A 24136-nucleotide genomic window follows, 5' to 3' on the forward strand; every position below is an offset into this window, starting at 1 on the left:
ATGACTCCAATCAAAGAAAACTTAAATACTTTAAACTCATCTATACCCAACCATGTTACATTGGTTGCTGTTTCTAAAACTAAACCAGTTACTGCTATTCAAGAAGCATATAATGCTGGACATCGTGTTTTTGGTGAAAATAAAATTCAAGAAATGACTACAAAATGGGAAACGCTTCCTAAGGATATTTCTTGGCATATGATTGGTCATGTACAAACCAATAAAGTAAAGTATATGGCTCCTTATGTTGATTTAATTCATGCAGTAGATAGTTTAAAATTACTTAAAGAGATCCATAAACAAGGTCAAAAGCACGACCGTACTATATCATGTCTACTCCAACTTAAAATAGCTCAAGAAGATAGTAAACACGGATTAACCGAAAATCAAATAAACGATATTTTATCTAGTCCTGAAATACGTGAATTAAGTCATGTACGCATTGTAGGATTAATGGGAATGGCGAGTTTTACAGCGGATCAAGATCAAATAAAAAGTGAATTTGGTCGTCTAAAAACTTTTTATGATCAACTCGTTCCTGATTTTCCTCAATTACAAACCTTATCTATGGGTATGAGTGGTGACTATGCTTTGGCTATAGCTCAAGGTAGTACCATGGTACGTATAGGTAGTGCTATTTTTGGTGCACGCAATTACAATCATTAATCAATAAAAACGCATAAACTTGGTATAAATCATTCAATTTAAAATTAATAGATGTACGCAATACTTGACATAGAGACTACTGGAGGAAAATACAATGAAGAAGGTATTACAGAGATTGCTATCTATAAATTTGATGGTCATAATGTCGTAGATCAATTTATTTCGCTTATTAACCCAGAAAGACCTATACAACCTTTTGTAGTTAATTTAACTGGTATTAATAACGACATGCTACGTAATGCCCCTAAGTTTTATGAAGTTGCCAAACGCATTATAGAAATTACAACAGATTGTATTATAGTTGCGCATAATGCAAAGTTTGATTATCGCATTTTACGTACTGAATTTTCAAGATTAGGCTATGATTTTGAAAGACCATCTCTCTGTACTGTAGAATTATCAAAAACCTTAATTCCAGATCAACAATCCTATAGTTTAGGAAAATTAGTTCGTAGTTTAGGCATTCCACTATCTGATAGGCATCGTGCAGCTGGTGACGCTCAAGCTACTGTAAAACTTTTTAAATTATTACTTTCTAAAGATCTTGATAAAAAGATCATTGTAGAAACTGTACGTAAAGAGCCTAAACGTCAAGTTGATGATAAATTATTACGAATTATTGAAACTGTCCCTTCTGTAACTGGAGTGTATTATATGCATAACGAAGAAGGCACAATTATTTATATTGGTAAAAGTAAAAATGTAAAGAAAAGAGTCACTCAGCATTTTACTAGTGATAAGCGTAAAGCTAAGCGCATACAAAAAGAAGTTTCTAGTGTTACTTATGATGCTACTGGTAGCGAACTTCTAGCTTTGCTTAAAGAAAATGAAGAAATAAAACGTACAAAACCTAAATACAATAGAGCTTTACAAAAGACTGTTTTTAACCAAGCATTGTATCAATCTGTTGATAAAAATGGGTATATCAATCTATTTATAGAAAAGGCTGATGGACGCAAAAAAAACATCACCACTTTTACTAATAGACAACAAGCAAAACACCTGCTCTTTAATTGGATCGAAGCTTACGATTTATGCTTAAAACTTGTAGGTTTAGAAAACGGTAGTTCTAATTGTTTTAATTATACCATTAAACAATGCCATGGAGCTTGTCTACAAGAAGAAGATCCTAATGATTATAATAAAAGAGTACAACGTTTAATCGATACCTATTCTTTTGAGAACCAAAATATGGTTATTCTAGATAAAGGAAGAGAAATCGATGAGCAAAGTGCTATATTAATAGAAGACGGAAAGTTTAAAGGCTTTGGATTCTTCAATCTCAATCATCAAATCAATAACATCGAGATCCTTAGATCTCTTATTACTCCTATGAGTCACAATCGGGATGCACAACACATTATACAAAGCTATCTTAGGAAAAATAAGCGATTAAAGGTGATCAAATTACCTGTATTACATGAATAAACAACTCTCATCAATCATTTTTTTATTAGTAAACTTTATTGTTTTTGCTCAGCAAGGTTATAATACCAAAAATTTAATCGTAAGTAAATCTGATCTACAACTTAATACCTATAGTCAAGATTCTACTGCAAATGCTTTCTTTATTTATGAAAAAGGATATAGTAGGATTCAAAACAATGGTAGTTTTAACCTAATTACAGATTATCAGGCTAAAGTTAAAATCCTAAATCAAAAAGGTTTTGACAATGCTAATATTAGAGTAGTACTCTATAATAACGAGAGAAACGCTGAAAAAATCCATAACATCAAAGCTTTCACATACAATTATGTTAATGGAGTTATTGAAAAGAAAGCCGTCTCTCCTTCTGCTATTTACCGAGAAAAATATAGTGATAACCATACGTTAATCAAGTTTACCTTCCCTGATTTAAAACCTGGCTCTGTAATCACCTATTCTTATCAATTAGAAACTCCTTTTATCTTTAATTTTAATGGTTGGGAGTTTCAAGATGATATTCCTAAACGTCATAGCGAATATAGATGTGATATTCCTGGAAATTATATCTACAACATAAAACTAGTAGGTGGTTTAAAATTAACGCATCAAAATTCTGAAATTTTACGTAATTGTATTACTCTAGGAGCATCCTCTAGTGCAGATTGTGCCAAGCTCACTTATGTCATGAAGGATATTCCTGCTTTTATTTCGGAAAAATACATGACTGCAAAAAAGAATTATCTTTCACGCATTTCTTTTGAATTAAGTGAATTTAAAGGTTTTGACGGCACGATAAAAAAATATACAAAATCGTGGAAAGATGTAGATAAAGAATTAAAAAATGATCCTGACATAGGGTATCAATTAAGAAAATTACTCGCTACAAAGCATGTCTTACCTCAAAACATACAATCCAAAGCTAATTCGCTAGAGAAAGCTACCGAAATTTATAATTACCTTGTAGCTAATTACTCCTGGAATGAAGAAAATCGTATCTATAATGATATTAGTATTAAAGATATTCTAAAAGAGCGTACTGGTAATGTTGCAGAAATCAATATTCTTTTACACAATGTATTGAAGCAGCAAAAATTTGATGTTAAACCTATATTACTATCGACAAGAAAAAATGGATACCCTACTACTATTCATCCTGTAATCTCTGATTTTAATTATCTAATTGTTCAATTACAACTCAATGACAAAACATATTTGCTAGATGCTACCGAAAAAGATTTGGCTTTTGGTCAAATTCCTTTTAGAGCGCTCAATATTCACGGAAGATTATTAGATTTTAAAAACGGAAGTTCTTGGATAACGCTTTCGCCGCAGCAACGTTCTCAAATCTATTTTAAAGATGAATATGTTTTAACCGAAAATGGTGAATTCAAAGGTACATCAGAACAATTATATACAGGGTATCATGCTTCTTTTAAGAAGAATAATTTAAAAAACATCAGTGAAGATGATTATATACAAAAGATAAAAGATCAACTAGATCAAGAAGATATTGATTTAACATCCTTAATTTTTGAAAATAAAAAGAGTAAGATTAAACCTTATAAAGAAATCTACACCCATACAAAAACTTTTGAAGACACTCCTAATCTACTGTTTATAGAACCTTTTTTTGGTTCATTCTTTAGCGAAAACCCTTTTAAATTAAATCATCGTACCTATCCTGTAGATTTTGGGTTTAAAGATAATTACACTCATTTTGTAAAAATAACTATTCCCGAAGGTTATGTTTTTGAAGAAGTTCCGCAGAGTAAAAACTATAAACTTTCAGATGGTCAAGGAACAGTTACTTTCGCTGTAAAGCAACAAGATAATGCTCTTTATCTTAATCTTAGAATTAAATTCAATTCTCATATATATCCAGCAGAACATTATCAAGGATTAAAAACATTATTTTCGCATATTATCGATATTCAAAATAATACTACGCTATTAATCAAAAAGAAAGCATAATTTTTATAATTTTAGTTAAAATTTAAATCCTTTGAACACCAACCAACCATATAAAAAATGGCAATCAAAACTTCATGTAATTATATATGAAGCTGATACACCTGCAGGTAAACTATTTGATATTGCATTATTAATACTCATCTTAACAAGTATTGTCTTGGTTATGTTAGAGAGTGTTTCTTCTATCAATAATAGATTTGCTACTTTTTTTAATATCACAGAATGGGTCATTACAATTTTATTTTCTCTAGAATATATTTTGAGAATAGTTTCTATAAAAAAGCCAAAACATTACATCTTTAGTTTTTTTGGTATTGTAGACTTACTTTCTACTATTCCTAAGTATTTATCAGTATTTTTTGTAGGAACACATGCTCTAGTAGCTTTAAGAGCATTGCGCTTATTACGTGTTTTTAGGATACTTAAATTAGCTCGTTTTATAGGAGAATCAAATGATCTTGTACGTGCCTTAAAAGCAAGTCGTGCAAAGATTTCTGTGTTTTTATTTGCGGTGCTTATCATAGCTATCATTCTAGGTACTATTATGTATCTTGTAGAAGGAGAAGAAAACGGTTTTAAAAGTATTCCTATGAGTGTTTATTGGTGTATTGTAACGCTTACTACTGTAGGTTATGGTGATATTGCACCTGTTACTCCTCTAGGGCAATTTATAGCTTCTCTTATTATGGTTATAGGATATGGAATCATTGCTGTTCCTACAGGAATTGTTTCAGCAGAATATACTGCTCAAAAAGGAAAACCTGCTGTTCATATAAATACTCAAGTTTGTGAAAACTGTCATGAAGAAGAACATAAAGATCATTCAAAATTCTGTCATAAATGTGGTCACGAATTGTATTAACAAAAATTAATGGTTAACTACTAAGTTTTCTTTAGTTTTGTTATTCTATTTTCCTTGTACATGAAAAAAAATCTTATTGTTATTGTTGGACCAACAGCTATAGGTAAAACCAATCTAAGTATCCAGCTTGCAAAACATTTTGCTACAGAAATAGTATCTGCTGATAGCAGACAATTTTTTAAAGAAACTAATATTGGTACTGCTGTTCCTTCTGCCGAAGAGCTAGCTGCTGCGCCACATCATTTTATTCAACATAAAAGTATTACCGAATCTTATTCTGTAGGTGATTATGAAAAAGATGCACTACAATGTATTGAACAACTTTTTAAACATCACGATTATGTTATTCTTATAGGTGGTTCTGGCTTATATGTCGATGCTGTTACCAAAGGATTAGATTATTTTCCAGATACAGATCCTGCAGTAAGAATTCAATTGCAAAAAGACTTTGATACGCATGGAATTTCTTTTTTACAAGAACAATTACAAACCTTAGATCCTGTATACTATAGCAAAGTCGATATACAAAATCCACATCGTGTTATGCGTGCTCTAGAAGTATGTATAAGTAGTGGTAAACCTTATTCTTCTTTTTTGACACAACCTAAAAAAGAACGTCCTTTTAATTGTATTAAAATTGGTCTTACGGCAGAACGCCAAACCATTTATGATCGCATAAATCAACGTGTAGATATTATGATGAATATGGGATTACTTCAAGAAGCTAGAAAAGTTTATCCTCAAAAACATTTAAATGCTCTGAATACTGTAGGCTATAAAGAGTTGTTTAATCATTTTGACGGTACTTGGGAACTAGATTTTGCTATTTCAGAAATTAAAAAGAATACACGTCGTTTTGCAAAACGACAATTGACCTGGTTCAAAAAAGATGAAACTATAAAATGGTTTGATTATAAAGATCCTATCAATACTATAACTTCTTTTATAGAAAACATTTAAACATTCATTATAAATCATTCTACATCCCTTTTTATGGATAAAAAAAACCTAATCACAATCGCTGTCCTAGTTTTTGTTGTTTTTACTTTATATAATAATTTAAGTCCTGTATTTAAATCTTTATCAGACACAAATACTCAAATGGTTGAAGAAAAATACGAAGCGCAACGTGCTGTAGATTCTCTTAACCTTATCAAAAATAAAACCTCATATCAAAAAAGTCGTTTAAAATATTATAAAGATCATGTTGCTTTTTATAACCGTATGGATGCACAAACTAGTACGCATTCTTTTTCTATGCTGTCTATAATTTTTACTATTGTTGGTGGTTTAGGACTTTATTTTGTTGCTGAAAAAATTTCCAAAAAACAGCTTTTTAATAATAAATCAAAGGTTAGTATTAATGACTTTGATGATTATAGATATGATAATATTGGTGAATACCTTTCTTGGACTTCTCTTCAAACTGGAGCTTCTAATGCTACTTTTCAACAACTGGTTGAAGTAAACCCTAATTTGATCAAAATTAAAAATACGATTCTCTTAAAACTTATAATAGGGATTTCTGCATTAGTGGGATTAAGTCAAGCATTTTTTGCTTATTATAAACTATACAAAGAAGGAATTTTGTTTGATTTACCCATAACTGAATTATTAAGTAAATTTCCTATGTTCAGTATCATGTTTATGATGGTTCCTATCTTTATTTATTTTTTGATGTATGTTAACAGTTCTTTTGATAAACGAAGTCAAAATTTCACCAATGGTTCTAAGCAAATTCCTTTTTCTACCATTTATGCAGTACAATTTCTAACTGTTATAATGCGTAAAGGGCGAAGAAATTATGAAATTAATTTGGTACTTAATGATGGTAATAGAGTTCCTGTAATGATTAGTAATAATCATGATATAGCCGAATATGATGCTGTAACTCTTGCAAGGTTTCTTAATGTTCCAGCCTGGAAGATTTAATTTTACGATTCTCAAAATACGTTAACAATAGTAAATTGGTTAAAATCATTGTAAAAGCATATATGGAGTCTTCTATAGGTATTGTACCTAGGCGGACTCCTAAATTTTCGTTATCATTATACCATACCACTTCATCTACTATCCACGCACCTGTTAACACTCCATTTACTATAAAAAAAGGTACAAGCATAGCTATAAAGGTTACTAAAAATTGTTGTAATATTTCTTTTTGAAATCTAATTGCTATTTCTAAAAGTACAACGGCATAGCTAAAATTAACCACCGTATAACTTCTATCAAGAAATATTACACTAATTAAAAACAATAGTATTTGCAGGCTTCTCATTTTTATATTAATATACTGATCTGGGAATTTTAACTTAGGAAATAATTCTAATAATGCATAATGCATAAACACACATGCATATGGAATACATATGAAAAATAACCATTCTTCTATAGGTAATCCAGCTATTGTATACTTTAAATAATACGCAGGATTAAATCCCCAAACACCTCTTTGAGTAAAAATCACATCCCATGTGATATAAAAACTAGATGAAATTACTATAGCTAGAAATAGTGATTTCCATTTTTTATAGAATTTTAATCTAGGATGAAAACTAGCAAAAAACGGAATACTTATAGATCCTATATTTAATAATAGATAGAGATAGTCCATATGCAAGACTATTTTACATTTTTATAATATTTATACGGAAAAATCAACATTCCAAAGCATTCTCCACCATGTTTACCTATGTGTTTGTGATGCATTTTATGAGCTCTCCTCACTGCTTTGGCATATTTAGAATTTGCTTTCTTAAAGATTTTAAATCGCTGATGTATAAAAATATCATGTACTAAAAAATACGCTAGTCCGTATAAAAATATACCTATTCCTATTGCTAGTCCATATTGAAAAATATCATTTTTCCACAGTAAAAATAGTATAATACTTATCGTAGCGTAGAAGAGAAAAAATGCATCATTACGTTCAAACCAAGAATCGTGATCTTTTTTATGATGATCTTTGTGTAAACTCCATAAAAACCCGTGCATAACGTATTTATGCGTAAACCAAGCCATAAATTCCATTATAGCAAAAGTCAGTATACAAATTGCGATATGATATATAATCTCCATTACATCAAATTTAATTGATATTTGACATAACTTCTAGTTAAAATCTCAAACTTCTTATAATCAGGGATACGAATTCTTTTATTCTTTATTTCTGTTGCTGGTAGATGCTTTAACTTTTTTAGTAATTGTTTGTAATAGCGATATGCTGTAAATACACCAAATTTTGCTTCTATTGGTAATTTTATAATTCCTTTATAAGCTTCAGCAAAATCATGTTCTATATCTGTAATGATATTAAGCTTTTCATTTTCATCTAAGATTTGCAAATTGGTATTAGGAAAATAATTACGATTTAGTTCTTCTGTATCTGCTTTTAAATCCCTTAAAAAATTAACCTTTTGAAAAGCTGATCCTAATTTTGTAGCAGCATATTTCAGTGCTTCATATTTTTGTTGATCTCCTTTTACAAAAACCTTAAGACACATTAATCCTACTACATCTGCAGAACCGTGGATATAATTTTCATATTCTTCGGCAGAATGGTATTCTTTTTTGGATAAATCCAAACGCATACTATGCATAAAATCTTTAATCAAGTCTCTTCCTATATTGTATTTATGAACTGTATGCTGAAAAGCATTTAAAATAGGATTCAAACTTATTCTATCTACTAATGCTTTATTTAAATCTTTCTCAAAAGTATCTAACAATTCTTCTTTGTTATACGCATGAAAAGAATCCACAATTTCGTCTGCAAATCTTACAAAGCCATATATATTGTAGATATCCTGTCTAATGCCTTTTCCTAACATACGTGTCGCAAGAGAAAAAGAAGTACTATATGTAGTGGTAACTTGTTTACTACATAAATAAGAAACTTGGTCAAATAATGATTTCATAAGGTTTTAATTATATTTATAAACGAGTTCTGCACACAGTTTTCCAGAAATTAATGAGGGGGGAACTCCTGGCCCTGGAACTGTTAATTGTCCTGTAAAATATAAGTGATCGACTTTTTTACTTTTTATTTTTGGTCTTAAAAATGCTGTTTGTAATAAGGTATTAGCCATACCATAGGCATTACCTTTATATGAATTGTAATCTGCTATAAAATCATTAACACAAAATGATTTCTTTACTATTATTGAATCTTGAACTTCTTGATTAGTTATATGCTCAAATCGAGTGATTATTTTATTGAAATATTCTGTTCTCAATTCTGGAGTATCTTCTATTCCTGGTGCTAATGGAATTAAAAATATAGCCGCTTCTTTATCTTCTGGTGCACATGAAGCATCTGTAATACTAGGGAAACTTGCATAAAACAAAGGTGCTTCAGGCCAATGTGGATCGTCATAAATCGCATATGCATGTTGATCAAAATCTACATCAAAGAATAAGGTATGATGTGCTACATTCTTTATTTTTTTATCAAAGCCTACATAAAATAATAAAGAAGATGGAGCAAAAGTTTTTTTATCCCAATATCGCTCAGAATATTGTCTGTGTTTTATGTCTAATAAGGTTTCTGTATGATGATAATCTGCTCCAGATACAACAATATCTTTCCTAACGTGTTTTCCGTTAATTTTTATACCTGTTGCTTTAGTACCTTCTGTTAAAATTTCTTCTACATTACTATTGGTATTAATCTTAACTCCTAGTGATTTTGCTAATGCTGTAATTCCTTCAATGACTGTATACATTCCTCCTTTAGGGTGAAATGTTCCTAACCCAAAATCTGCAAAGTTCATAAAACTATAAAAAGATGGTGTATCACTAGGTTTCGCTCCCAAAAACAACACTGGAAATTCTAATATAGATATTAATTTAGGGTTTTTAAATGTCTTTCTTACCTCACTTGATATTGATCCGAAAAACTGTCCTAATCTTGCTATAGTTTTGGCATTAACTAGTTCTAAAGGAGATACTCCTGGTTTATATACCAAATCTTTAATAGCTACATTGTAATTATCCTCAGCTTTTTCTATAAACTTTTTTAAATATGTACCACTACCCTTTTCTATTGCTTCAAAGGTGTTGTATATTTTTTCTAAAGAATCTTCTATAGTGATCGTTTCCTCTTTATCAAAATAAACTGTATACGCTGGGTTTAATTTTTCTAAAGTGTAAAAATCTGAAGGCTTTACATTAAAATCTGAAAAGAAACGTTCAAAAACATCTGGCATCCAATACCAAGTAGGACCTATGTCAAAAGTGAAACCACTTTCTTTATATTGTCTGGCTCTTCCTCCTACGGTTTCATTCTTTTCAAATACCTCTACTTCATATCCCATCTTAGCCAAATAACATGATGCAGCTAAGGAGGAAAAACCAGATCCAATTATTCCTATTTTTTTCGTCACGTTATATTCCTTTCTTTTTTATCATCTAAAGCTTCAAGAAAATCTGAAATTGCTTTAAATACTTTTATTTGTTTGTGTTCTATCTCTGTATCTACTAAAGCATATTTTCTTCCTAAAACCCACAACTCTGCATCTGAATCAATTAACTTACTGTCAATCATATCATTAATATACGATTTAATCTTGTGATCTTTTGGTTCTACTGTAAAATATGTAACAAATTTTATGTTATTGAACTGTTCTTTAAGATAATACAAATCTTGTTTAGGTATATTTTGTCCTAAATAAATACTATAATTTCCTCTAGCTTGAATTAGATAGTTTGCATAAATTAAACCTAACTCATGAATCTCATTTTCTGGCAAAAACAATATGTATGCAGTATCACTAGATATATTATTTTCTGTGTTTAAACGATTCGCTTGTATGATAATTCTATCTCTAATTAATGAAGTTATAAAATGTTCATGTGCAGGCGTTAAAAAATCTGTTTGCCATAAACGTCCTATTTCATTGAGAAATGGAATACAAAATTGTTCAAACACTTCTTCAAAAGAATATTCTCTTAACAACTCTTCAAAAGCTTCAATAAATAATTGTTTGTTGAATTTAAACATTGCCATTTTAAAAATATTAACGGCATTGTGTGATTGTGCTTCTTTATGAGTGATCTTGTTGCATTCTTCTTTTATCTCTTTTTGATTGAGTTTAGCTATTTTAGAAATTTTATAACCACTGTTATATAATTGGGTAATATTCAATAGTTTTTGAAAACTTTCTAAAGAATAATATCTAATATTAGTATCTGTACGTTCAGGTTCGAGCAAACCGTATCTCTTTTCCCAAATACGAATTGTATGGGCTTTAATTCCAGATAAATTCTCTAAATCTTTAATACTAAAAGATGTACTTATTTTACTCATAATATTATTATCCTTTACAAATATAGTAAAAAAACTATTTTGTTTAACTTTTTATAATAAATATTAAACAAAAATAGTTTTATCATATTCAATTCTTCTTGTATTGCTAAATAAAACATTAGTCAATAAAGCATCAAAAAAGGCGAGCTTTTTATGGCTCACCTTACTTAAAAAAAATTATTATTAAAATATATTTAAACTCCTAATCTATCAAACACATTACTTTTATATGTTTCTCCAATTGGAATTCTAATATCATCTTTCAATACTATTTTTGTTTTCTGCAATGCTTTTATGTGTAAAATATTTACAATATATGACCTGTGTGTTCTTAAAAAGTCTGAATCTGGGAGTTTACTTAATATCTCTTTAAAATTGGATAGGGTCAAAATTGCTTTATCAGATTCTGAAGTATAGATTTTGATATAATCTTTTAACCCCTGTATATAAGTTATCTGTTCACAATTAATCTTTATATTTTCGTATTCGGACTTTACAAAAATAAATTTTTGTTCTTCACTTTTTTCATCATTCTGAATAATCACTGGCTCTACACGTTGCACACTATTACGTTCTAATTCGTACTTTTCTTTTGCTCTAGAAACAGCTTTTAAAAACCTATGAAAAGGAATAGGTTTTACTAAATAATCTGTAGCATTAAGGTTAAATCCATCCAAGGCATATTCTGGATATGCTGTTGTAAATATAAATTGAGGTAGGTTATCCAACGTTTTTACCAAATCAATCCCAGTAAGATTAGGCATTTCTATATCCAAAAAGACTAAATCAATTTGGTTTTTATTTAATAAAATAATAGCCTCTAGAGGATTATTACATTTGGCCACAACCTCAAGTCCCTCTATTTGTGAGACATATGATTCTATCACATCTACTGCCAATGGCTCATCATCAATTATTGCACACTTCATTCTTTCAAATTTAATACTAAATCAACAATATACTTATTTTCTTTTTCTTCTACACTAAGCTCGTGTTTTTCAGGATATAACAACTCTAATCGTTCTCTGGTATTTTGTAATCCTATACCAAAATCATTATTGATATGTTTTCGTACACCTATAAGATTAATACATTTAAAATACAACTTTGTCTCCTCTACATCAATACTTATTCTTACCTCTGTATTTCCTTTAAAATCTGTACCGTATTTAAATGCATTTTCAATAAATGAAATTAACAACAAAGGTTTTATCTTTTGGTTAGATACCGTTCCATGAATATTGATAGTTACCTTTTCGTTATTTGCTATTCTTAATCGTTGTAGCTTTAAATAATTCTGAATATAATTTAATTCATTTTGTAACAACACAAACTTGTTATTTGTTTGATACAGCATATATCGCATCATTTCTGATAATGTAATTACTGCTTCTGGTGCATCATTAGACTTTTTTGTAGTTAATGAATATATGCTATTAAGAGAGTTAAATAAGAAATGTGGATTCAACTGGTTTTTAAGAAACTGTAATTCTGTTGCTGTTTTATCTGCCTGAATTACGCGTCTATTATTTTCATTCCTTTTCCACTCTTCGTATAGTCGAATTGCTAAACTTAAAATTAAAAAAGTTGTATAGAATAATACTGAAAATCTTTTTCCTGAAAATCTGTTAAAGAAAAACCTTCGATCTATAAATTTTCCTGTAACATCTACAGCATTAATATATAATTCTACATCATTAATGACATGGTCTGTAATCAACTTTGATATATAAATAAGACTTATAGCTGAAAAGACGTAAATCAATGCTCTTTTTTTAAGCAATAATTGTGGGACCAAAAACAAATAATTCATATAAAAAATACCTAAATTAATTGTTAACCTGCTTAAAAAACCTCTAGGTATTCTCCCTAAATCCAAATAGAGTTGAATTCCTACAAAGCTCACAAACAACCCCCAACAGAGCGTATGAATTAAAAATTGCTTTCCATTTATAGTATATTTATACACTTTTACTTATTTAATTTGGTTACAGTTATAAGTAATCTTCATTTCTTTCAATTCTTCCATTTTAATACTCGGGTTTTCTCTTTTTATCAGTTTACTTTTAACCCGTTGAGCAACTTTGTAAGCTTCTTCTTCAGAAACAAATGAATAATTACATGGTATCGCTGGAATAAATTGTTGTTTAATCATAAGCTTATTATGATCAAGAATTTTATATCCATATCCTTGATCTTTTTTATAAACTTCTATTTGTAAAGAACTGTTGCAATTCCACAATAAAATACCCAATAAAAAATAGCTTATCTTTCTTTTCATCTTTTAATTTTATTACAAAAACACCCTAATCATAATTTTCCAAAACACACAAAAAATAATCATAGGGCGTTTTAAGAGGGGTATCAATTCAACTTCAATCTAATCTTCTTCATCGTATTCCTCTAACGGAAATACTTCATATGCATCATCCAAATATAAATTTCCTGATCTACCTAATACAACAACTGCTCTATTCTCATTTGTAAATACAAACGCATCTTGTCTATTAGTTCCTTCTATAGCAGTAATTTCTTCCCAACTATCATCATTAACATTATATTCCCATAAACTTCCTAATGCTCCAAAATTATATCCCGTAGCAATATATCCTCTTCCTCCTATAGCAAACCCTACTGCATTAGCTCTAAGTAATGCTGCTTCATCATCTTCTTCATCAAGATCATCCTTTTTTGTCCAAACTTCTGTAATAGGATCAAACTCCCAAAAATCCTCTTCATAAATTCCATTACTCACTCCAGTACCTAGATACACTTTTCCATTAAGAGTAAAAGTAGTTGCATCTCTACGTTTTGCTCCTCCAAAACCAACAAGTTCTGTCCATTGATCTGTAGTTGCATCATATTTCCAAAAATCTTTACGATCATTATCTCCATCATATCCTGTACCTATATACCCCGTACCGTTTACAGCAAATGATACTGCACCTCTACGTACTCCTCCTTCAAAACTTGCCTTTTGAGTCCACGTATTTGCACTAGGATTATACTCCCAGAAATCTCCTAATTCATTATCTCCATCATATCCTACTCCTAGATATCCCTTATTAGCTATAGCAAATCCAGAGGCAGAACTACGAGCTATTCCAGGAAAATCTGCTTTTTGTACCCAAAAATCTCCATCCATATCATACTCCCAAAAATCATTGAGATAATCATCTCCATCATATCCTGTACCTAAATAACCTTTATTATCTATCAAAAATCCCGCAGCACTACTTCTAGGTGTTCCGTCAAAAACAGAGCGTTCTACCCAGTTTCCTCTTTGAGTATCATCATCACTAGAACAACTACTCAATAAAAGCACTCCTACAAATGCTATCCATAAAAACTTAGTTCTATTCATCATTATTTAACTTCTTTTTATTTATTATTAATGTTAAATCTTATTCCAGTAGAAAAATATAATTGTGGTGCTATATCTAATTCATACTTAACCTCATCATCATCCACCAACTCGTATTGATTGTATAAAGAATGTCCTAATGTTCCATAAACAGTCCAATATTTGTCAAACTTATGTGCATATGTAAGTGATAACCCTACAGTACTTATTCTTGCATTAGTAACTGTATTTGTATTTAAATCAAGAGGTATTGTATTACTTAAGTTAGCTGTTAATCCATCTATATCTAGGTTAGCTTTTAACTCACTTTGAGTAGTGATATCATATTTTAAATAAGTTTCAGGAAATCCTAAACCAAAAGCAATTCGCTCATTAATCTTTTGTTTATAGCTTACTATAGGTAACAGTTGCTGCTTACCTAGTATTCCAGAATACATAATCCCGAAGGATAATCGAGCATCTTTTGTTGAAGCATTAAATTTCTTAGAAAACTTTAAAGTTCCGTTATAAAAAAGATCTTCACTCGATAGTTTATCTTCAAAATTAGAAGCTAAATCTAATCCTGCTCCTACAGTTACATTCCATGATTTTGAAATAGGATAAGCATAAAGCCACCCATATTTAATTTTATAAAAACTCTCAATTTCTTCTGTAGCAAATACAAAATTTTCATTATAGGTGAACTTATATTGCGCTATCCCCAAAACATTAATTAACTTTCCTTTATTAAGCTGAAACGGAATATTGCCATCTATTGCAATAGTTCCTATTTCTACATCACTATTAGCATTAGGAGCAATTTGGTATTCAAAATCAATCAAATTATACTCCTGTGCATATATATAGTGCCCACAAAAAATTAAACATATTAGTATTAAATATTTACTCATATACAGTATATCTATTTTCTGTTTCAAAACTATTTTTAGTCTGGCATTAATAAAAACTAAGTAGACCTATATCCCATATGTATCTACTAACTGTATTTTTTGTACTACAAATGATTTCTTACCCTATTCGTATAAAAAAAATGCCTGTTTGTAGTTTAAATACGGCTACATATCTAATTCATTTTTTATACGTCTGAGAGCCTTTTATGTTTATCAAAAATTTAGATTTTATGATGAGATATGCATTTTTAATGTTTTCTATATTATCCTTAATTGCTTGTAATCAAGACCAGGATATAACCTTAGAGATCGGAGAAGACTTTATTAGTAGTGAAACACAAGTCTTTCATATCGATACTATTTCTACAACTGTTTCAACTTTTAAGTTTGACTCTTTAGATGTTGCATCTGCTAATCGTTTACTAATAGGTAATTATGATGACCCCGTTTTTGGAAAAACAAAAAGTAAAAGCTTTATGCAGCTTGTTAACTTTTCTAGGTTGGATCTTATAAATAATGATGCTGTTTTTGATTCTATTGTTTTAATACTCAATTATGATCATTATTTTTATAATGATACAATTCCGTCACAACGATTTAATGTATATCAAGTAAATCAAACGATTAAACCTGATGAAATTAGTTATTATAATACTACCGATTTCGAAGTCTTTCCTACTCCTATAGGTAGTCATGATTTTCGTCCGCAACCACGAGATAATGATTCAATACGTATTAAACTCAATGACAATTTTGGTAGTGAGCTATTAACAAAAATTGTAGATAACGATATTACAACTACCGAAGAATTTCTTGATGACTATGAAGGTTTTATGGTTGAAGGTACAGACGAAAATACTTGTATTTTAGGATTTAACACTTCAAGTTTACTTAGACTATACTACACTATTCCTAATGAAGCTGATGATGATGAGTTTACTATTGATTTTACTATTAATACTGATAACACGTTTAATCAAACTACAAATGATCCAGAGAATACATATTTTGAATCCTTAACCGATGAAGAAATAAGTATTCCCAGTAGTCTCACTGATAATGCAGCTTATGCACAAGCCGGTAACGGTATTGCACTCAAAGTGGATATACCATATATAGAACGTATTGCTGATATCAATGGAGAAGGCTTAATTATTGATGCTGACCTCAAAATTACACTTAGAAAAAATAGTGATAGTGAGTTATTACACACTCGTGATTCACTACAGGTTTTTGTCATGAACCAAAACGGTGAAATTTTAAATCCCTTGTTTGATAGCTCAGGAACTGCTTTTGGAATATTAGAAGATAATAGCGAAACCAGTCCTGAATTTGGAGAAAAAATATATTCTATTTCTGTCAAAGAATTTTTGACTCAAAAACTAGAGGATATCACTTCTCAAGATTTGTTTTTGGCCATTTATCCTGCTCGATTTAATACTACTGTAGATCGTTACATCTTTAATGGAGAACTTGCTCCAGATGACGAAAAAATAAAACTAGAATTAACCTATTTGATTTATGACGATGAATAAGTATATTTTTTCATTATCCCTATTATTGGTATTTGCCGTTCATACTTATGCACAGAACTTAAACTCTTTATCTAGTTCTCCTTATTCTTTATATGGATTAGGATTAACTAATGAGTTAAATACAGGAAAAACTAATGCATTAGGTCATGCTGGTATTGCAATTCCGTCTAATGATGGAATCAACAGTCTTAACCCAGCTTCATATAGTTCTATTCCTAAATATTCTTTTTTCTTTGATGTAGGTGTAAAAATACAGAAAGAAACCCTAGTTGATAGTAATGGCGATGAACCTAGATTGAACGCCAATTTTTCTAATATTGCCATTGCGTTCCCTATCAACAAAAAATCAGGTCTAGGTGTATCCTTAATTCCGTATACCAATGTAGGATATACTATTTTGGATATTGAATCGAATATAGAGGGGTCAACAGATACCTTTACAACTAATGTATTTGGTTCTGGTGGGCTAAATGATTTTAAGGTTAGTTATGGTTATGCTTTATTTCCCAAGTTTAGACTAGGAATTAGTGGTTCAGTACTTTTTGGGGAAATTAAAGAAACTGAATCAAACATTATTGGTAGTGAACTTATCTCTCTTAATGAGAGTAATACTTATTCTGGTATTAAACTAAATGCTGGTTTTCAATATGACATTACAAAAAAACTATCTTTTGGGAGTACGGTTACATTACCTACAACCTTAAGTGGTTCTCAAAATACTACCATTTTCCAAAGTGATGGCTCTACCCTAGAAATCGAAGATGATTTGGATGACTTTAAACTTCCTTTAGAACTAGGTTTCGGGTTGTATTATAAGTTTAATGAGCAATACAGTTTTAATTTTGATTATAAATACAATTTCTGGGAAACTACAAATCAAAGTGATCGAGTAGGTACTTATGTTGATCAAGAGTTTTTTGGATTAGGATTAGAATATACTCCGCAAAAAGAAGGACTTAAATACTGGCAAAGAATACGTTACAGAGCAGGATTTAATTTTGATAATGGAAATTTATCCATTCATGATCAGCGCATTAAAAATTATGCTTTTAATGTTGGTCTAGGTTTACCTTTTCAGCGAAAGCGTAATTCTATGCTTAATATCTCTTATTCTTATGGTCAACAAGGTTTGGTTTCTAATGGACTGATACAAGAAAACTACCACCTACTTTCTTTAAATTTAAGTCTAGAAGGCTTATGGTTTATAAAACCTAAGTTTAATTAGACCTATTTATCTATATTTTCTTCTATTGCCGCATAATTATTGGGACATTATGCGGCATTTTTTTATTCTAAATATTAGGTTAAATCATAGTTTATTTTGATCCTAAGTCTAGTATTTTATGCATCTTTGCAGCTTTAATTCTACAATTACTTTTCTCTTATGAAAAATGATCCATATGCTGCGCTCCGTTATCGAGAATTCAATATATTTTTAGTAGTACGTTTTGCTATGGTTCTAGCTTGGACTATGCAATTTATTGTTATTGAATGGCAAGTATATAGTATTACCAAAGATCCACTATCTCTGGGATTAATTGGTTTAATGGAAGTCATTCCTGCCGTATCCTTGGCTTTATTTGCTGGACATATTGTAGATCAAAAAGAAAAGCGAAATTTATTAATCAAATGCATCTTAGGTTTTTCTGTAATTAGTTTTGGTTTATTCATTCTTACATGGCCTGAAGCTGTTGCTGACCTACCTTCTAAATTTATTCTATATAGCATTTATGCCTTAGTATTTATAGGTGGTATTGTTAGAGCTTTTACAGGTCCTACTATTTTTTCCTTACTGGCTCTTATCGTACCTAAAAAAACATATCCTAATGCTGCTACTTGGAGTAGTTCTACATGGCAAATGGCTGCTGTATTAGGCCCTGCATTAGGAGGTTTTTGTATTGGTTGGATTGGAGTGCATTGGTCTATGCTTTTTGTATTTGGTTGGGCTTTAATCGCTTTAATAGGAGTTTCTTTAATTGCCAAAAAGCCTATCTTAAATCCAAAGATTGGTGAACCTGTAATGAAAAGTTTAAAAGAAGGTTTACGCTTTGTTTTTAGTACCAAAGCAGTATTAGGAGCATTAACTCTTGATATGATTGCTGTTTTATTTGGTGGAGCTATTGCTTTACTTCCTGTTTTTGCGCAAGATATCTTAAAAGTGGGATCTCAAGGGTTTGGTATTCTTAGAGCAGCTCCTGCTGTGGGTGCTTTTATCATTATGTTTACTACAGCCTATTTTCCTGTAAGTAAAAATGCTGGTATGAAACTTTTAGCTACTATTTTCGGGTTTGGATTGTGTATCATAGGGTTTGGATTATCTAGTATTTTTTGGGTTTCTGTATTAATGCTTTTCCTAAGTGGTGTTACCGATGGGATTTCTATGGTAATTCGTCAAACTATTTTACAACTCAAAACTCCTGATCATATGCGTGGTCGTGTTGCCTCAGTTAACTCTATGTTTGTAGGTTCTTCAAATGAGTTAGGTGCTTTTGAAAGTGGTATTACTGCAAAATACATGGGTACAGTAACTGCTGTTGTTTTTGGAGGTAGTATGACTTTAATTACAGTTTTAATTACAGGTATTTTATCTCCTGCATTTAGAAAACTAGACTTAAGCAAAGATTTAAAAGAAGCTACTCAAGAAGATACTGAATAATTATAGTAATCAATTATTTTCATCTAGATAATCATATATAGCATATTGTGATCTAATTTTACCTTCTTCATTAAGTACATATTCATTACTAGCTGAGGCATCTATATATCGTGCTTTAACATTGTCATTAAACTGAATTTGAAGAATAGCTTTGAGTTCACTAAATATCTCTTTATCCACAATTGGTGTAAGTACTTCTATTCGTTTATCTAGATTACGTGTCATCCAATCTGCGCTTCCTATATACATTTTCTCATTTCCATTATTGTGGAATATATAGATTCTACCGTGCTCTAAATATCGGTCTACTACGCTTGTTACTACAATATTTTCACTTAATCCTTTTACCTGTGTCACCAAACAACAAAACCCTCTTACTAATAGTCGTATCTCTACCCCTTTTTGACTAGCTTCATAGAGTAATTGAATCATCTTTTTATCTTCGAGACTATTCATTTTTGCCATGATTTTTGCTGGCAATCCTTGTTCTGCATTTTTAATCTCTTTCCTGATCAAGTTTTCAAACACACTACGTGTTGAAAAAGGCGAAACCAGAAGGTGTTTTAATTTAGGTATGATCAGTTTTCGTTCTATTACTTTAAAGACTTGTGATAGATCCTTTGTAATCTCCTTATGAGCTGTAAACAGCCCATGATCACAATATAATTTTGCTGTTTTTGCATTAAAATTCCCTGTTCCTATATAGGCATACCTCTTGATTTCGTTTGCTACTTTTCTGTTAATCAAAAGTATCTTTGAATGTACTTTGATATGACGAATACTGTATAAAACCTTAGCTCCTTTTTCTTCAAATATTTTACCCCATTTTAAATTATTGGCTTCATCAAAACGCGCCTGAGCTTCAATAAAAATAGTCACTTTCTTTCCTTGTTCAATAGCTTTAAGAAGTGCATTGGTTAATTTTGATTCTTTGGCAGTACGATATAATGATATTTTAATTCTGGTTACTTGAGGATCTACAGCAGCTTCTTCTACAAAACGTTCTACACTATCAAAAGATTGATATGGGAAATGTACGATCTGATCTTTTTCTTCTATACAATCAAATATATTTTTTGCTTCACTAAGTACATGATGCTTTAATTGTATTTTTGTCTCATTAACAAGATGCTTTTTCTTTTCTGGAATCGGAAAAGAAAAAAAATCACTAAAATTATGTCTTTTCCCTCCAGGAAACATATCAACTTTTCCTAAACCTAAACACTTTCTTAATTCTCTCTGTAAAGCTTTAGGCATATGTTGATCGAATAGTAAACGTGTAGGTTGTCCTTTCATTCGTTGCGAAAGTGATTCATAAATCAAGTCTACCCAATTCCCCTCATATTCATCGTCTAAGTACAATTCTGCATCTCTAGATAATTTTATTTGATAACATCCTTGTATTATTTTATCCTTAAAAAGTGCCGAAACATTACGATTAATAATATCTTCTATAAAAACAATTACAGTCTCGTTTTTTATATTAAACTCTATAAATCTCCCCTGTTCACTAACGGGTATTGTTATCACAACAAATTCATCTGAATTTTCAAATGTTATTACAGTATAAATCTGATTGCCTTGAAAAAAACTTGTAGTAAGTTCGTCTCTTGTTTTAGCTATTATGCTTGTATTTAGATACGTATCATAATGCGCCTTCATTTCTTTTAATACCTCATCTGTAAACTCATTGTCTTCTATAAGTTTTACTCCCTCACTCGCTAATGCTTTAATAATATCACTATAAACCTCACCAAACTCTTGTTGTTGTTTATTAACGATTTCTAAAATCTGTTTTAGAATTTTATTAGGTTTTAAGGCTAGCTTTTTATGTAATTCTTTTTCTACTTTTTTTACCTGCCTTAATTGAGATACTCTCACTTTAAAAAACTCATCCAAGTTTGAAGAAAAAATTGCTAAGAACTTTAAGCGCTCAAGCAATGGATTATTAGAATCTTTTGCTTCTTGAAGAACTCTTGCGTTAAAACTTAACCAATCGATATCTCTATGAACAAATGGATTTTTATTCGGGGTTTGAAGTAGTGTATTCATAATTTTCTAAACTAACACAAAAACTAAAGGTTTTGATTAATTATTCGTTAATTCTTTCTTTTCAAAGGCTTAATTATGATTTGCTATCCAATCTGTTGCCAATTTCCATAATTTGTCATTTTTACGGCTAAAGAATTTCATATGACCTATCTCTTTCACTTGTTCCTCTTTAGGATCAAGTGTTAGCATCTTTCCTTTAGCCTTGGTAAATACAGCCAACATATCTTCTACATTTTTATTAACTGCTATATCATCATCTGTAGCATTAACGCATAACATAGGCTTATCAAAAACATCATATTGATGTTTGGTCACTGTTTTATTAAAGGCTGTTTTCACATAGCCTTGTCCATTACACCATAAGCTCCATTGTTTTGCTACATTTTTAGGCAAAGGTTCTCCCATTCCTACCCATTGATTATTTGCATAACCAAACAAAGCATTACTAAAAGGGATAAAAACATCCATAAAAAAATACGCTTGAAGCTTAAATGGCATATTCATATTAGCTAATCTTCCCGAAGAAAACGCTACATTAAAAGCAGAACTCAACTCATTAGCATTATGCATTAAACCTATCAATTGTCCTCCAGCACTATGACCTATTAGATGATATTTTTGATTAGGAAATCTTAGTTTTAATTCCTCTAAAACTGCAGGCATATCCTGCTCTCCCCATTCTTGAAGAGAAGCCTTACATTTTTTTAGTGCTTTATATAGTGATTCTCCTATACCTCTATTATCATAAGTAATAACGCCATACCCTAAGGTTGCTAAATGTTGTACAAATGGAATATAAAAGTTACGTTTAATACCTGTAGCAGGAGCCAACATTATCGCTCCTATTATTTCTTTTTCTGGTGTAAATATACTTGCGGCTAATTGATATCCATCTGCGCATTTTATCTGAAGCTGTTCTTCTTTTATTCCTTTCATTAAACTATAATTCTACTATCATTTTTCACTACTAAATTACATTTATTTATCATATAGTTTTACTTTGTTTTTACAGCAAATCATGCATTTTATCGATAATTATTACTTTTTATCTTTTTTTGATTAAAACATTGATAATAAATACAACTCATTTTAGTAATAAAAAACTTAAATTTAGACTATAAATAAACCTTAAAAAACAAAAACATGTCAGGAATATTAGAACTTTTAAATAGTGATTTAGGAAAACAAGTAATCAGTGGAATCAGTAATCAAACTGGACAATCTACTGAAAAAACCGGTAATTTATTAAATATGGCATTACCTGTATTAATGGGTGCTATGCAACGTAATGCTTCTACTCCAGAAGGAGCAAATGGTTTATTAGGTGCTTTATCTGGTGGGAAACACAACGGTGGTATTCTTGACAACTTAGGAGGTTTATTTGAAGGTGGTGTAGAAGAAAGTGTAACTAATGATGGTGCTGGTATTTTAGGTCATATATTAGGAAATAAACAATCATCTGTAGAAAATGCATTAAGCCAAAAGTCTGGAATTGATGCGGCTTCTGTAGGTCAAATTTTAAAAGTTGCTGCTCCTATTGTCATGGGATTATTAGGAAAACAAGCACAACAAAACAATGTAAGTGATTCTTCTGGCTTATCTAATATGTTAGGCGGAATGCTAGGTGGTGGAACTGGTTCAAAAAATCAGTCTTTGATTGAATCATTCTTAGATGCAGATGGTGACGGAAGCATTCTTGATGATGTTGCTGGAATGGTACTTAATAGCGGAAACAAAAAAAGCGGAGGCCTAGGTGGTTTATTAGGTGGGCTTTTTAAGAATTAATATCTCTTTATAATTTCACATTATTTTATTATTTAAGCTAAGGATATTTCCTTAGCTTTTTGTATTTTAAGGACTTATTTCACAGGCACATGAAACATCTTTTATACATAGTACTCTTAGGGCTTTCTATTTACAGTTGTTCTTCTACAAAAACACTCACCTCTACTACAGAAAATCAGCAAGCCACAACAACAGATACATTACGTATTGCTAATGATAGTCTAGAATACGAAGTCATCATTATTGAACCTGGTTTTCAAGCTTGGTTAGCAACACAACCCCCACGTGGATATTATGGATTGTCTTACTTAGAAATAAGAAATCGCATTTATACTACAAACTACAATCAACGTGTATTACAACCACAACGTTATGATCCTAATTTATATATACAGCAAATTAACTATAACTCTAATATAAGCTATGGGTATGAGGTTAATTATCTTTTGTATAATTACTTTATATATTTTGAACAACGTTACCGTCAAAGGCTTAGATAAGTTTCTTATTGTTCACTTATATTAATTAAATACATTATTCATTTAATAATCATTGTCTCTTTAATTTTTTCAAGCTTAAAGGTACTTTTTCAATCAAAAAATACATTTTAATTAGAATCATC

General features: G+C 30.4%; 23 protein-coding genes. 11 read left to right on the top strand and 12 right to left on the bottom strand.

All coding sequences use genetic code 11. The features are described 5' to 3' along the window. The 6 genes from ACYEKI_RS01710 to ACYEKI_RS01735 are packed head-to-tail and all read left to right on the top strand — an operon-like array spanning position 1 to position 6857. Positions 1–666, top strand: coding sequence for a YggS family pyridoxal phosphate-dependent enzyme (locus ACYEKI_RS01710; RefSeq protein ID WP_459209421.1), 666 nt, complete (start codon positions 1–3; stop codon positions 664–666). Positions 667–717: 51 nt separating this feature from the next. Continuing rightward, on the top strand, positions 718–2094 hold the full coding sequence (locus ACYEKI_RS01715; protein WP_459209422.1) for an exonuclease domain-containing protein: 1377 nt from the start codon (positions 718–720) through the stop codon (positions 2092–2094). Continuing rightward, a complete protein-coding gene (locus ACYEKI_RS01720) occupies positions 2087–4063 on the top strand; it encodes a DUF3857 domain-containing protein (RefSeq protein ID WP_459209423.1) in 1977 nt (658 codons plus the stop codon). The genes ACYEKI_RS01715 and ACYEKI_RS01720 overlap by 8 nt, the downstream gene beginning before the upstream one ends. A gap of 31 nt (positions 4064–4094) precedes the next feature. After that, the gene (locus tag ACYEKI_RS01725; RefSeq protein WP_459209424.1) at positions 4095–4925 is read left to right on the top strand and encodes an ion transporter; all 831 of its coding nucleotides are present in this window, start codon (positions 4095–4097) and stop codon (positions 4923–4925) included. A gap of 60 nt (positions 4926–4985) precedes the next feature. Continuing rightward, positions 4986–5885 carry a tRNA (adenosine(37)-N6)-dimethylallyltransferase MiaA gene (gene miaA / locus ACYEKI_RS01730; RefSeq protein WP_459209425.1) on the top strand — a complete coding sequence of 300 codons (900 nt, stop codon included), beginning with the start codon at positions 4986–4988 and terminating at the stop codon, positions 5883–5885. Positions 5886–5918: 33 nt separating this feature from the next. After that, a complete protein-coding gene (locus ACYEKI_RS01735; RefSeq protein WP_459209426.1) occupies positions 5919–6857 on the top strand; it encodes a hypothetical protein in 939 nt (312 codons plus the stop codon). Here ACYEKI_RS01735 and ACYEKI_RS01740 read toward each other — a convergent pair. The 10 genes from ACYEKI_RS01740 to ACYEKI_RS01785 form a co-directional block, all read right to left on the bottom strand. Further along, entirely contained in the window at positions 6832–7539 is a 708-nt protein-coding gene (locus tag ACYEKI_RS01740; RefSeq protein WP_459209427.1) for a lycopene cyclase domain-containing protein, read from the bottom strand. The genes ACYEKI_RS01735 and ACYEKI_RS01740 overlap by 26 nt on opposite strands. Before the next feature lie 8 nt (positions 7540–7547). Beyond that, on the bottom strand, positions 7548–8003 hold the full coding sequence (locus ACYEKI_RS01745; protein ID WP_459209428.1) for a sterol desaturase family protein: 456 nt from the start codon (positions 8001–8003) through the stop codon (positions 7548–7550). After that, a complete protein-coding gene (locus ACYEKI_RS01750) occupies positions 8003–8842 on the bottom strand; it encodes a phytoene/squalene synthase family protein (RefSeq protein ID WP_459209429.1) in 840 nt (279 codons plus the stop codon). The genes ACYEKI_RS01745 and ACYEKI_RS01750 overlap by 1 nt, the downstream gene beginning before the upstream one ends. 6 nt (positions 8843–8848) lie before the next feature. Further along, a complete protein-coding gene (locus ACYEKI_RS01755) occupies positions 8849–10309 on the bottom strand; it encodes a phytoene desaturase family protein (protein ID WP_459209430.1) in 1461 nt (486 codons plus the stop codon). Next, complete coding sequence (locus ACYEKI_RS01760; RefSeq protein WP_459209431.1) at positions 10306–11232, bottom strand: MerR family transcriptional regulator; 927 nt, start codon at positions 11230–11232, stop codon at positions 10306–10308. The genes ACYEKI_RS01755 and ACYEKI_RS01760 overlap by 4 nt, the downstream gene beginning before the upstream one ends. A gap of 194 nt (positions 11233–11426) precedes the next feature. Next, positions 11427–12161: a LytR/AlgR family response regulator transcription factor gene (locus tag ACYEKI_RS01765; RefSeq protein WP_459209432.1), complete on the bottom strand. Its 735-nt coding sequence runs from the start codon at positions 12159–12161 to the stop codon at positions 11427–11429. Further along, positions 12158–13201 carry a sensor histidine kinase gene (locus tag ACYEKI_RS01770; RefSeq protein ID WP_459209433.1) on the bottom strand — a complete coding sequence of 348 codons (1044 nt, stop codon included), beginning with the start codon at positions 13199–13201 and terminating at the stop codon, positions 12158–12160. Before ACYEKI_RS01770 ends, ACYEKI_RS01765 begins: the two co-directional genes overlap by 4 nt. 6 nt (positions 13202–13207) lie before the next feature. After that, complete coding sequence (locus tag ACYEKI_RS01775; RefSeq protein WP_459209434.1) at positions 13208–13513, bottom strand: DUF4907 domain-containing protein; 306 nt, start codon at positions 13511–13513, stop codon at positions 13208–13210. 99 nt (positions 13514–13612) lie between these two features. Continuing rightward, positions 13613–14599: a Kelch repeat-containing protein gene (locus tag ACYEKI_RS01780; protein ID WP_459209435.1), complete on the bottom strand. Its 987-nt coding sequence runs from the start codon at positions 14597–14599 to the stop codon at positions 13613–13615. Between the two features lie 14 nt (positions 14600–14613). Then, on the bottom strand, positions 14614–15486 hold the full coding sequence (locus tag ACYEKI_RS01785) for a DUF6268 family outer membrane beta-barrel protein (RefSeq protein ID WP_459209436.1): 873 nt from the start codon (positions 15484–15486) through the stop codon (positions 14614–14616). Positions 15487–15716: 230 nt separating this feature from the next. On the opposite strand from ACYEKI_RS01785, the gene ACYEKI_RS01790 reads away from it, so the two are divergent. The 3 genes from ACYEKI_RS01790 to ACYEKI_RS01800 all read left to right on the top strand — a co-directional run bounded on the left by ACYEKI_RS01790 (position 15717) and on the right by ACYEKI_RS01800 (position 19677). Further along, a complete protein-coding gene (locus ACYEKI_RS01790) occupies positions 15717–17021 on the top strand; it encodes a DUF4270 family protein (RefSeq protein ID WP_459209437.1) in 1305 nt (434 codons plus the stop codon). After that, on the top strand, positions 17014–18246 hold the full coding sequence (locus tag ACYEKI_RS01795) for an OmpP1/FadL family transporter (protein ID WP_459209438.1): 1233 nt from the start codon (positions 17014–17016) through the stop codon (positions 18244–18246). Before ACYEKI_RS01790 ends, ACYEKI_RS01795 begins: the two co-directional genes overlap by 8 nt. Positions 18247–18405: 159 nt before the next feature. Beyond that, a complete protein-coding gene (locus ACYEKI_RS01800) occupies positions 18406–19677 on the top strand; it encodes an MFS transporter (RefSeq protein ID WP_459209439.1) in 1272 nt (423 codons plus the stop codon). Between the two features lie 9 nt (positions 19678–19686). On the opposite strand, the gene ppk1 is transcribed toward ACYEKI_RS01800, so the two are convergent. Together ppk1 and ACYEKI_RS01810 are read right to left on the bottom strand one after the other, a co-directional pair. Beyond that, entirely contained in the window at positions 19687–21729 is a 2043-nt protein-coding gene (gene ppk1, locus ACYEKI_RS01805) for a polyphosphate kinase 1 (RefSeq protein WP_459209440.1), read from the bottom strand. Between the two features lie 69 nt (positions 21730–21798). Continuing rightward, on the bottom strand, positions 21799–22665 hold the full coding sequence (locus tag ACYEKI_RS01810) for an alpha/beta hydrolase family protein (RefSeq protein WP_459209441.1): 867 nt from the start codon (positions 22663–22665) through the stop codon (positions 21799–21801). Positions 22666–22872: 207 nt separating this feature from the next. Between ACYEKI_RS01810 and ACYEKI_RS01815 the strand changes: the two genes are divergently transcribed. Both ACYEKI_RS01815 and ACYEKI_RS01820 read left to right on the top strand, forming a co-directional pair. Beyond that, a complete protein-coding gene (locus ACYEKI_RS01815) occupies positions 22873–23514 on the top strand; it encodes a DUF937 domain-containing protein (RefSeq protein WP_459209442.1) in 642 nt (213 codons plus the stop codon). Positions 23515–23603: 89 nt separating this feature from the next. Continuing rightward, the gene (locus tag ACYEKI_RS01820; protein WP_459209443.1) at positions 23604–24014 is read left to right on the top strand and encodes a DUF6146 family protein; all 411 of its coding nucleotides are present in this window, start codon (positions 23604–23606) and stop codon (positions 24012–24014) included. Positions 24015–24136: the final 122 nt, after the last annotated feature.

The organism is Aquimarina rhabdastrellae (assembly GCA_947387485.1).
In the GTDB taxonomy this organism is placed as follows: Bacteria; Bacteroidota; Bacteroidia; order Flavobacteriales; family Flavobacteriaceae; genus Aquimarina.